Origin of the sequence: Paenibacillus terrigena DSM 21567 (genome assembly GCF_000374845.1) — a bacterium.
Classification (GTDB): domain Bacteria; phylum Bacillota; class Bacilli; order Paenibacillales; family Paenibacillaceae; genus Paenibacillus_K; species Paenibacillus_K terrigena.
In genome coordinates this window covers 47107-58389 of record NZ_KB895434.1, presented here as the reverse complement: position 1 = coordinate 58389, position 11283 = coordinate 47107, and the positions used below count along the sequence as shown (strand labels likewise).

General features: G+C 44.5%; 8 protein-coding genes. 6 read left to right on the top strand and 2 right to left on the bottom strand.

All coding sequences use genetic code 11. The features are described 5' to 3' along the window. Nucleotides 1-366: 366 nt before the first annotated feature. Nucleotides 367-1818, bottom strand: coding sequence for a serine hydrolase domain-containing protein (locus C558_RS0128945; protein ID WP_018759788.1), 1452 nt, complete (start codon nt 1816-1818; stop codon nt 367-369). Nucleotides 1819-2500: 682 nt separating this feature from the next. Here C558_RS0128945 and C558_RS32140 point away from each other — a divergent pair. From C558_RS32140 to C558_RS0128930, 3 genes are all read left to right on the top strand, one after another. After that, nucleotides 2501-3658, top strand: a complete 1158-nt coding sequence (locus tag C558_RS32140; RefSeq protein ID WP_211220814.1) for an acyltransferase family protein — start codon at nt 2501-2503, stop codon at nt 3656-3658. Nucleotides 3659-3935: 277 nt separating this feature from the next. Then, nucleotides 3936-4349: a GNAT family N-acetyltransferase gene (locus C558_RS0128935; RefSeq protein ID WP_018759786.1), complete on the top strand. Its 414-nt coding sequence runs from the start codon at nt 3936-3938 to the stop codon at nt 4347-4349. Between the two features lie 215 nt (nt 4350-4564). Further along, a complete protein-coding gene (locus C558_RS0128930; RefSeq protein WP_245583898.1) occupies nt 4565-5110 on the top strand; it encodes a pentapeptide repeat-containing protein in 546 nt (181 codons plus the stop codon). 335 nt (nt 5111-5445) lie between these two features. On the opposite strand, the gene C558_RS0128925 is transcribed toward C558_RS0128930, so the two are convergent. Continuing rightward, nucleotides 5446-6402 (bottom strand): AraC family transcriptional regulator, encoded by a 957-nt coding sequence (locus C558_RS0128925; protein WP_083927306.1) that lies wholly within the window; start codon nt 6400-6402, stop codon nt 5446-5448. 131 nt (nt 6403-6533) lie between these two features. Here C558_RS0128925 and C558_RS0128920 point away from each other — a divergent pair, with 131 nt between their 5' ends. Genes C558_RS0128920 through C558_RS0128910 form a run of 3 tightly spaced genes read left to right on the top strand, consistent with a single transcriptional unit; the run spans nt 6534 to nt 11279 of the window. Next, a complete protein-coding gene (locus C558_RS0128920; RefSeq protein WP_018759783.1) occupies nt 6534-9482 on the top strand; it encodes a family 78 glycoside hydrolase catalytic domain in 2949 nt (982 codons plus the stop codon). Beyond that, nucleotides 9479-10180, top strand: coding sequence for a hypothetical protein (locus tag C558_RS0128915; RefSeq protein WP_018759782.1), 702 nt, complete (start codon nt 9479-9481; stop codon nt 10178-10180). Before C558_RS0128920 ends, C558_RS0128915 begins: the two co-directional genes overlap by 4 nt. Continuing rightward, nucleotides 10110-11279, top strand: a complete 1170-nt coding sequence (locus tag C558_RS0128910; protein WP_083927305.1) for a FlgD immunoglobulin-like domain containing protein — start codon at nt 10110-10112, stop codon at nt 11277-11279. The genes C558_RS0128915 and C558_RS0128910 overlap by 71 nt, the downstream gene beginning before the upstream one ends. Nucleotides 11280-11283 lie beyond the last annotated feature (4 nt).

The window sequence follows — 11283 nt, the reverse complement described above, 5'->3', positions numbered from 1 at the left end:
TCCTGTGCCTTAAACTTCATAGTAGAGCGTCCTCCTGGATGATGGGATTTTAAGGGCTATGACCCGTTGCGTACTCCCATCGTACCGAGGCGCTTTTCTTTATGCAAAGACGAAATTAATCCATCTACAGGAATGCTAACGGGACACGATAGTTGAATAAACAAACCGTTAATGAGCAGGCTGCCGAGCCTGCTCATTTCTTTAGGCTAACGGGCAGGATAGTTTGAGATCATTTGCGGTGAACCCTACCATAAGTAACGGCGAAAAATAGGGAGTGTGCAGACACTCCCTTTGTGCTAACATTGTTTGTTATCAAATGTCTACTTCACAATATACCAATACCAATAAGGCGAACGAACAAAATGCTTATTTTCGGAGCGAGGTATTATATCGGTGAGTGTATACAAACCATGTAATGCTTGCTATTAATAATGCCGACGAAATCAAAGCTGTAAGAACACTATATGTTTGCCAAATAAGTATCGTTGACCAATCTAATGCACAGCACATTATACACATGGCAATCGTAGCAATCAGCAAAATAGCTGTTACGATTATTCGCTTTTTTGTCATTGGCTGCCGCTCATTCGTTTTCCTTCTGCGTAATCCTAAGAGAAAGAACAGAACGGTCAATAGGCAAAGAATAATTGTGGTAGACGATAAAATGATGTCCAAAAGCTGCGTGCTGCTTATTTCATATGACTGCGTTAGATTGCCGTCTAATATATCTTTAACTTTTAGTACCATGCTTCTATTGATATTTGCGCCGTTGGTCAGCAAGCAGACGGCTGTTCGTTCATTTAGCAGTATGGCCACTTCGGTTCCAAAATTGGGATTGCCCCCTGGGTGCTCTATAATCGTTTGGTTGGCGTTTACCGACCAGCCCGCCGCATAATACATTTCGTTGACAGCCGGAACAGACATATCACCCTGATGTGATTTTTCGATAACCGTATGGAATATTTCGGGTATGTCCTGCACAATACCCATCTGTATGCCCATCCAACGCGCCATATCTTTTGTACAAGAAATGATGTAGCCTGCGGGTTTATTCCCGGAATAATCCGGCGCGTTATATGGAGTTGTCATAAAAAAGGAAGAACGGTAGCCCTGTGCCAACTGTCCGGTGGCTTGAGCATCTTCTTTATAAACATACGTCTGGTGAAGACCTAACGGCTGAAATACCTGTTCCCTCATAAAGTCTTCATAGCTTTGTCCCGACACAATCTCAATAACCAAACCCAATACGTCATAATTAACGGTTCCATAGTTATACTGTTCACCGGGAGGGAACGCCAACTCAGCATCTACCAGCATTTCCACAGTCTTTTGCAGCAAATCTGGCGTATTGCCTTGTGGAATATTTTGAGTATGCCTAGCATTTGTTAGGCCGCTAGTATGGTGAAGAAAGTTATTGAGTGTAAGGCTTTGCATATCAACAGGTTTCCCTTGATACTTTAACGTAAACCAAGGTAAATATTTTTGGACAGTGTCAGTCATTGACAGCAGCCCTTGCTCTTCCAACAGCAGAATACCCATGCCGGTAAAAGCTTTACTGACCGATGCCAACTCATATAGTGTATTTTCACTTGCAGACAACCCACTTTCACGGTCTGCATACCCGGAAGAAAAGTAGAACACTTCATCATCAGCAAGTATTGAGATTGACATTCCCGGCACACCTGATATACGACTGGCATCATCCAGCAACGCTTGTATTGCCGCAGATTGCGTATCTGACAACGACGCATAACTTTGTGTTGTGAATCCTGAGAATAATATAAGTATCGTTAATACAAAAACAATAGTCTTTTTCATAAACTCTCCATTTCGAAAAAATTATGCGAGGATAATATAAACAACCCGTAGTACGCCTTATCCGCCAAATGTGTCATTTCAATATATTTAATACTAGATGTTCAATGATCAGATTACTATTGTAAACTTCATACTCTTATGGATATTATTTTTAGGAACACAAAAAGACCCATCTGCTTCATCAGCAGAAGGGTCAATTGTCTGAAAGTATTCCTCAACGTTCTCATCAAAGGTTAACTGGATCTCTTCAATCTGTTTCGTTACAAAATCCTATTTATTTATAATATTATACAAACAATCTTTAATCCTCAACATATATACCTTGTTCATTAATTTATTATCCATCATCTAATCGATACATTCATTAGTATTGCTAAACTTGAGTAAACTTTGGTGCGATTTTGCAGAAAAAAACACAGGTTGGCCATTAGAATTGACCGGTAATTAATTAAGCTAAAGGGACACGATAGTTTAATAGCAACAAGAAGGCAACCGATTATCGATCGGTTGCTTTTTTCGTTATACTAACGGGCAGGATAGTTCAAAAGTTTCGCGAATACCCTACATATGGAATTGTTTACGAAGTTCGTGAATAAGAGTAGGAAATTCTTGCAAAATATTAAACAAAGATTACAAGAAAGGGCTGGATATCTTGAAGACACTTGAAAACCGGATATATTTTTTGGACAATTTGAAGGTTGCACTAATCATGCTTGTGGTTGCCCATCATGCAGGTCAACCGTACGGAGGCTCCGAAGGATGGTGGTATTTTAAAACTGTTGATTCACCGGGATTAGGTTCTTTCTTCGCTGTAAATGCCGCATTTTTTATGAGTCTTTTCTTTATGATTTCGGCTTATTTTATGCCAGCTACGTTTAATAAAAAAGGTGCTAGCAAGTTTCTTAAAGAACGTTTTCAACGACTTGGCATACCACTTCTTATCGGCTTCTTCATCATCATTCCACTACTAATGTATACCTATTACATTAATTTTAGAGGATATCCATCCATTTCTTACTGGAAATATTATATTTCGACCTATTTTGGAATAGGTGATCAACCTGTAGGTTGGACAGGCCCTTCATGGCCTGATATGAATTTCGGTCATTTGTGGTTTATTGAGCATCTTTTGGTATATGCTCTACTCTATGCTATTTTCCGAATGATAATCAAAAAAACTTTAACAACTGAAACCAAGAATAAGTTTCCTGGACATGTTACTATATTACTCTTTACGCTCTTTGTTGCCGTTGTTACTTTTGTAATTCGAATTTGGTATCCTATCGACCACTGGGTAGGCTTTTTTGGAATAATACAAACTGAATTTGCGCATGTGCCGCAGTATGCCAGTTTTTTTATCCTTGGGCTTTTAGCTGCGAGAAGAGGATGGATGGGGAATATACCCAAATCCCTTGGGCTTAGTTGGCTTGCTATTGGTGTTATCCTTGTTTTAATAATGTATTCTGGCAAACTGAGTTTTTTTCAAAAAGGCGGACTTACTTGGGGAAGCCTAGCCTATTCCGTCTTTGAAACATTTCTGTGTGCAGCGTTATGTATCGGAATAATTTATTTATTTTATGTGAAATTCAACAAAGCAAGTATACTGTTTCAAAATCTTTCATCCAATACATTTACTGTTTATGTTATTCATGTACCAGTTGTCGTTATTTTGCAGTACGCATTCGAAAACATGAGTATGTCAGCATACGTTAAGTTTCTATTAGTCACCTTTTTTGGTATTATTTTATGCTTTGGTATAAGTCATTTTATCATTGGAAAGATTTCATACCTAATAAAATCTTATAATAAACTTAAATCATCAAAAATGATAGATTGTTAATGAACATTAATACAAGTAACCATTGAATATAAAAAGAATAGACTTTGGAGAAGATTCAAAGAAGGCAAGAACTTCCTATAACACCGTGTTCCCACTGCGGGGCATCCGCCCCTTGGTCTGCATGAGGAATTTCGAGGAGGCATATTCAGCAGACACACCTGCACCGACTAACCGCATCGCGGCCGCCCCTATCGGGGCTTAAGTCGGTGAGGCGTCGGGAACACAACAACGTTATACGAAATGCGAGATAATAACACAAAAATTACAGGAGGTTCTTATGTCAATAAAGATAATAAATGGGACAAATGATGAAGCGAATTATGTGAGGAATAAACTTATTGAGTTCAATTCAAAGCAAGTACCAAATGGAACTTATGAGGAAATTAATTTATGTTTGAAGGATGATAAAGACGAGATTATAGCCGGCCTCAACAGTGCATTATGTTGGAATTGGATGGAGATTGATATTTTATGGGTAGAAGATGACCATCGTGGACAAGGATTCGGAAGAAGATTATTGGAGGAAGCAGAACGAATTGCAAGAGCAAAGAATTGTTCATTCATTAAGTTAAACACCTTCAGTTTTCAAGCGCCAGAATTCTATAAAAAATATGGATATCACGAAATGGCAGTAATCGATAATGCTCCTTTAGGGAATAAACACTATTACTACAAGAAAGACCTAAACTAGGTTTCAGTAATTCGAGGATGGCATTAACATCGTCTAACATAATATTCACGCTCCGGGGCTAAAGCTTTACTAAGGTAAAGGATTAATAAGCATGCACGCCTTGAAACCACTTTTCAGTGTTAAACTAACGGGACACGATAGTTGAATACTAGACATTGTTTGGGCAGACTACCGCAGTCTGCTCATTTTATTAAGCTAACGGGCAGGCTAGTTTAATGGATAATGCAGGAAATATTAGGGTGCGCGTTGAAGTAAAGAGAGCAATTCATTTTAATAAGGGGGATAACCAGATGAGCTTAAAGGTGGAACCGTTGGATTTGCAAAGGGCAGATATTTCAGGATCTAAGTGGCAGGAGGTCAGAGCTGAGGAGCTTGATATCGATAATGTAAGCTTGGCAAAGACAAAAATTAATAACGTAAACATGAGTGATATGTCTTTGAATGATGTTAATATGGGTGGAATTAAAATCTCGAACGCAAACTTGTCGGGTTTAGGTATTCAGCATGCTAACTTTAGCCACGCTGTTATTGACCATGTCCATCTTTTTGGAACAGAATTTCATAATGTGGTTCTTCCTCAAGAAGGAGACGGAAACTACAATCCCGAGGGACAATATAAACCAGTAAGTTTTCATAATTGTAACCTGTCAAACGGACAGTTTAATAATTGTGATTTATCAAATGTTGAAATAATTGCATGTGACATTTCAGGATTAAAAATAAATGGTATCTTAATTACTGATTTACTCAATAACAAATAAACAACAAAGAGCGGTAGCTGTTTTGTTTTGACTCCTCTAAATAACGAAGTTTGGTTACGCTAACGGGACACTATAGTTGAATGACACACTTTGATGAGCAGGTGCTTCGGTATCTGCTCTTTTTATTAAGCTAACGGGCAGGATAGTTTAAGATCTTACGCGGTGAACCCTACCACAAAGTGATGCCTCAATGAATTTTGAATTGCACAAATTAAGTGTACATGGGAGTGGATGAGATGTCTTTGCACGTTATATCCCTATCAGGAATGGTTCAGAATTAGGGATGAGCAATAGGGCGGTTATATCGGCTAGAGGTTTGCACGATATTGACATTTTTACGTATCGCTTTCGCCTCCCATTTCATTCCATGCCGCGGGATGCGCCATGCGATAGGCATGGGGCGTCATGCCCGTCAGCTTTTTGAACAGGCGATTGTAAAATTTGAGATCCTTGTAGCCGACTTGCTGGGCAATCGTCGTGACTTTGTCCGTCGTTGTCCTTAATAATTCGCAGCTCTGCTCGATTCGCCACTTGTGTACATATTCGAGGAAAGTCATGCTGAAGCATTCCTTAAATCTTCTTCGGAAGTGACGCTCGCTGAGACCGGCTTCCTCCGCACAGCGTCTTGCGCTGTCTGGCTGGAAGGAATTCGCTCTCAGTTGCTTTGCAATCGTGTATATAATCTCATCTGTGTCCCTTCTGCGCTTGGCAGGCTGAACGTGAGGGGAGGCTTCCAGCAATGGAGCGCGCGTCATGTAAGTAAGCAGACGGACCAGCTCCGCTTGAATGAGCGGGATGTAGTTGGCGCGACACCTTTGGAATTCCTCAAGCATGATATTGAAGCTGTGCTGGAACAATCCGTCGTGGTCATGGAACCTTTTCCATGATTGCTCCGGGAACTCTAATTGGAGCAGCCGTTGCACATCCTGATCAGGCTCGAAGGCACGGATCAACCGTTCCGAGAATGATTCGTTAAACAAACAGTTGTATACGATAAGCCGTCCCTCCCCAGGGGCAGGCGTTGACGGTCGGAAGACGTGAGATACCCCGATTGGAAGGTAGAACAGGTCTCCCTTAGACACCGTAATCGTAGAGCCTTCAATATAATGATAGCCTCTGCCTTCGCTCACGTAACAGAGCTCGATAAATTCGTGTCGATGCTGCTCCAGGAGAAATGACTCTGAGACACGGTTTACATATACGGGCTGTTCCGGGAACAGGTACATACTGCTGCTTGTCACAAGCACGTTTTTTTTCATGGAGTTCCTCCTCTGATTTCTGTCATAAGGCATACTTATGTCCGAAAACAACCGATGATTGGTCCGAATCGCCCCTTTTATCCTTCATTTCTTCAATTATAATAAAAGTTGTTCTGGAATGGCATCATGAATCCGCTCAATACATTTGGAGAGGAGATCCTATTATGAATCAAGCCATATCATCGGATTGGCAAGCAGCATGGATATGGGGTTCTGGCCAACAGAGCCCGAGGAACGAATGGCGCTGCTTTCGCCGCTCCTTCATACCTATGAATCCTATCGAAGGGTCCACAGTGCGTATTACCGCCGATTCCCGTTATGTCTTGTTCGTTAATGGCAAGCAGCTTGGACGAGGTCCTGTACGCTCTTGGCATTCCGAATGGGCCTATGACGAATACGAAATTGAGCATCTGCTGGAACCAGGGAAGGAAGCGGTCATTGCCGTGCTAGTCATGCATTACGGCATCTCAACGTTCCAATATTTGCGAGGCCGCGGGGGATTATTACTGCAGTTGGAAATGCAGCAGCATGGTGCAGACACGGATAAGTTTATGGCGAACTCCTCCCGCATCGTAACCGATGCATCCTGGAAGACCGCCATCCATCAAGGATACCAGGCCAACTCCTCCCGCATCTCCTGCCAGCTGGCTTTTACCGAAGTCATCGATGCAAGGACTTGGGATGCATCCTGGATACAGCCCGAATATGACGATAGCGATTGGGAAGAGGCAACTGTTATCGGACCCGCAGGAATGGAGCCCTGGGCGGGGCTGGTAGCTAGAGATATCCCATACTTGACGGAGGAGCCTGTATACCCTTCTCGTGTAGAGAGCATACTCGGCGTGAAGCCGCCTGCCTGGAGCGCCGTCGTGGATCTATACGCATTGGTGTCCCCGAATAGCGGCAACCATGCTAATAACGTCGCCTTCTGCGGCTACTTGGCGACGAAGCTGATTCTAGAGCATGCTGATGTATTCACGATCGGCATCCCTGATTCAGGTCGCATTGACCCCGTCATCCGAATTGATGGGCGACTGTATCCAGTGGACAGCTATACAGGAGAAGAGCCCGAGAGGTATCTGACCGTCCATCTGGAGCCCGGAGATCATTTCATCCTGATTGATGTAACCGGTTGCAGCCATGGGCATGGTTTCCATATCGGCTTCGACTGCGAAATGCCATTTCAGATTCAAACGCTTGGATTAAAGGACGGGGAAACAGGCACATCGCCGTTTAGCCTCATCGGCCCGTTCGATGCGGTCGAGATCATTGATCATCAGCAGGCGAGAGACCTGGTCAAGTTCCATTCCGTTTATGAAGCGATCAAGACGGCCTCATCCGCTGCCGATATGCAGCCGTTCGAAGCTTGGATTCATCCGATCGCTGAGCAGTTCGTGAACCTAAATGACGTCTTCACCTCTTGCATCTGGAAGAAGTGCGAGGTGCCCCAACCCATGACGTCGTCCTTGCAGCATGCTGTGACAGCCGGGGCAGACGCTGCCTTGTTGCCTGTTATCCACGGTATGGATACGGAAATCGTCATTGATTTTGGACGGGAGCTGTCGGGATACATCGCATTCGAGCTGAATGCTGCGAGTGGGACCATCGTCGACCTGTATGGTTTTGAATATATGAAGGAGGGTTGGCGCCAGCATACCTACTCGCTGGACAACACAATCCGATACGTATGCCGTGAAGGCAGGCAAACTTATGTATCCTTCATCCGGCGCGGGCTGCGCTATCTTACGCTGACCATCAGAGAGGCCTCTCGACCGGTAAAGCTGTACGAGGTGAAGCTGCTCCAGAGCAACTATCCAGTTGCTAATGTCGGCGGCTTCCGCAGCAGTGACCCCATGCTGAGCGACATATGGGTAATTAGCCGGGACACGACCCGCCTGTGTATGGAGGATACGTTCGTGGATTGTCCAGCTTATGAGCAGGCGTATTGGGTGGGCGATGCCCGCAATGAAGCACTCATCAATTATTATACCTTTGGGGCCAGGGAGATCGTAGAGCGGTGTCTGAAGCTGGTACCAGGCTCCGCTTCCCAGACGTCCCTGTATGCTGACCAAGTGCCAAGCGGATGGAACAGTGTAATCCCGAACTGGACCTTCTTCTGGGTAACCGCTTGTCTGGAATATTATCGTTATGATGGCCGTCAAGCGTTCCTGAATGAGATTTGGCCTCATGTGAAGCTAACGATGGAAGCGTATCTACACCATATCAATGACAAGGGTGTATTTGTGTTCCATGGCTGGAATCTGCTGGACTGGGCTCCATTTGAGCAGCCGAGGGAGGGAGTCGTCACCCCGCAGAACATGATCCTCGCAAGAACACTGCGGCATGCTGCCGAGATTGGAGCACTAGTCGGTGAAAGAGATCAAGTGTCACGTTTCGAAGAGGAGGCTGAGAAGCTGATCCGCGCTATCAATGAGTACCTATGGGATGAAGAGCGGCTTGCTTATGTCGACTGTATCCACAGTGACGGTAGCTTATCCTCTACCCTGAGTGCTCAAACGCAGATTGTAGCCTTTCTATGCGATATCGCGAAGGGAGACAGACTGGAGATCATCAAACCATATATCATTGAAACGCCGAAAGACTTCGTGCAGGTCGGGAGTCCCTTCATGTCCTTCTTCTATTACGAGGCTTTGGCTAAGATGGGACGTCTTGATATGCTCATGAAAGATATGCAGTGCAATTACGGATTCATGATCGAGAATGATGCCACCACGTGTTGGGAGATGTATCCTTGGAGCGGGTTCTACACGAATCCAAAGGTAATGACGCGCAGCCATTGTCATGCTTGGTCGGCGGGACCGGCTTATTTCCTCGGTGCTTATGTCCTTGGTGTTCAGGGTGTTACCCCGGGGTGGTCCAAGGTGAGGGTTGCTCCTGAGCCCTGCGGGCTGCGATGGGCTTCCGGCTCTGTGCCACTGCCTCATGGAGGACGTATTGATGTCTCCTGGAGGGTCGAAGAGGCAGGTCTGTTAAAACTAAGAATTGAAGCGCCGCCGGAGGTTGAGATCATAACTGAAGCACCGAAGGGCTACGAACTGAGGGTGGAATACCGAAGTAAGAATTCATCCAATAGAGAGGTCGAGTCGAAATGAAGGGTATCGGAAAAGGATTAGTATCCTTGATGGTTCTGATGGGAGCACTCTGGTTTGGCACGAATAACGTTCATGCGCAAGATGAATCTATACAGGACAGTGCGTTCACTTTCTTCAATGGAGCAGCGCGAATGGCTGACTCCACGGCACCAGACCAATATTCCGCCCGAATGGCTAACGATAATACGGGATGGAATATTCAGTATATGAATTGGGATTTCTCTCATCTGAAGCCTGGCACGTTATATGATGTCTACGTGAAGGTTAAGGTGAAGCATGCAGCATCCAATCCGTCAGGCGATGCTTTCAAAATAGGTGTTTACGATATCACAGATCAGAATTTTACGATTTCGGAGCAAACGATCACTGCGTCGGAAACGGAGGATAACGTATGGACGGATGTGAAGATCGGCATGTTCAAGCCGAACGCCTCTGTAAACTGGTTAAGCTTTTATGTATCGGGAACCGCCAATCTAACGCAAATATCGGATATTTATGTTGACGCTTTCATATTTATAGAACATGAAACTTATACGATTGAGGACAATCTCTTCTTTAAATTTAACGATGCGGCTGCAGTTGTCGACCCTATGGCGGTCGATAATAGCGCGATCCGCATGAATCTCCATGCAAGTAAAGCCGGAGAGATCGAATTGGGAAACTTCGACGGGAGATATGTTCGGCTATCTGGTTTATGATCTTACGGCGGAAACCTATCTGGTCAATCCGACAAGAATCCCATCGACATCCTCTTCTAAAGTTGCTTATTACCCTCAGTGGAATACCGATCCAATCGTAATGGATCCTGCTCATGATGTTCGTGTATGCTTCTTTCCTGTAGACAACGTGGCTAATTTTCCAACCTTCAAAGTCGATCGCGTCAGTCTGTCTCAAGTACCAGCGGATGAGAGCGCCGCGAAGACGATCTATGCTTATCCCTATAAGCTATCTCCGCTTAACCAAGACGGGCTCAACGATTCCACAACGGTTGCTTATACGCTTCCCGCTGCTCAAACTGTAACCGTGTCTGTATATAGCTATGTGGATCAGGCGACAGTTCGGACGTTAACGAGCAGTGCCCAACAATCTGGTCCTCAATCCATTGTCTGGGATGGAAAGGACGACAACGGACAATTTGTGGCTAATGGGCTGTATATGGTAAAAGTAATCGCGGGAACGACTGACTTGCTGCGGACCAACGTGGAGGTCATTCAAGGAGTCTCGATAACAGTTCCTATAAGCTCGGTCCATGAGGATATACCAAAGGGCATCTTCTATGAAGCGGGAGAAATTCCATACAGGGTATCGGACGCCCAGACTTATCTGGAGGCTACGTTCAGCGATATCAGCAATATGGGAGCGGATACGGTTTTTCTGGCTAATTGGCATGCGAAGCCGGCGAATATTTACCAAGAGACCTTACTGCAAGCAGAAGCGAATGGGCTTAAGATCGTTGGCCTGCCGGATAGCTATTCACTATTTAACGAAACGTTGTATAACGATGAGAACGCGATGTATGCCCAGATAAACGCGATGATCAATCCTGTTCGTACTAGCAATGCATTATATGGGTACTACTTGTATGATGAACCTGCCAACGATCTTCGCCTAGCAGATAATCTGAAGGATATGAAGAGAATTTTGGAGACGATTGATCCTAGCCGACCGGTCTTGATGACTTATGTTGGCTTGGATAGAGTCCCTCTCCATTATGAGGTGGAGAGACCGCAGGTGTTAAGCATTGACCCATATGGTGTCGGTGAAGGAAGCGAAATAGGCGATCAGGCATATTTATAAGTAT

Bases quoted from the DNA above. Each gene is read 5' to 3' on its own strand.
- C558_RS0128915 (WP_018759782.1), top strand. From the start codon at position 9,479: ATGAAGGGTATCGGAAAAGGATTAGTATCCTTGATGGTTCTGATGGGA.
- C558_RS0128910 (WP_083927305.1), top strand. From the start codon at position 10,110: ATGCAAGTAAAGCCGGAGAGATCGAATTGGGAAACTTCGACGGGAGAT.
- C558_RS0128920 (WP_018759783.1), top strand. From the start codon at position 6,534: ATGAATCAAGCCATATCATCGGATTGGCAAGCAGCATGGATATGGGGT.
- C558_RS0128945 (WP_018759788.1), bottom strand. From the start codon at position 1,818: ATGAAAAAGACTATTGTTTTTGTATTAACGATACTTATATTATTCTCA.
- C558_RS0128930 (WP_245583898.1), top strand. From the start codon at position 4,565: ATGGATAATGCAGGAAATATTAGGGTGCGCGTTGAAGTAAAGAGAGCA.
- C558_RS0128935 (WP_018759786.1), top strand. From the start codon at position 3,936: ATGTCAATAAAGATAATAAATGGGACAAATGATGAAGCGAATTATGTG.
- C558_RS0128925 (WP_083927306.1), bottom strand. From the start codon at position 6,402: ATGCCTTATGACAGAAATCAGAGGAGGAACTCCATGAAAAAAAACGTG.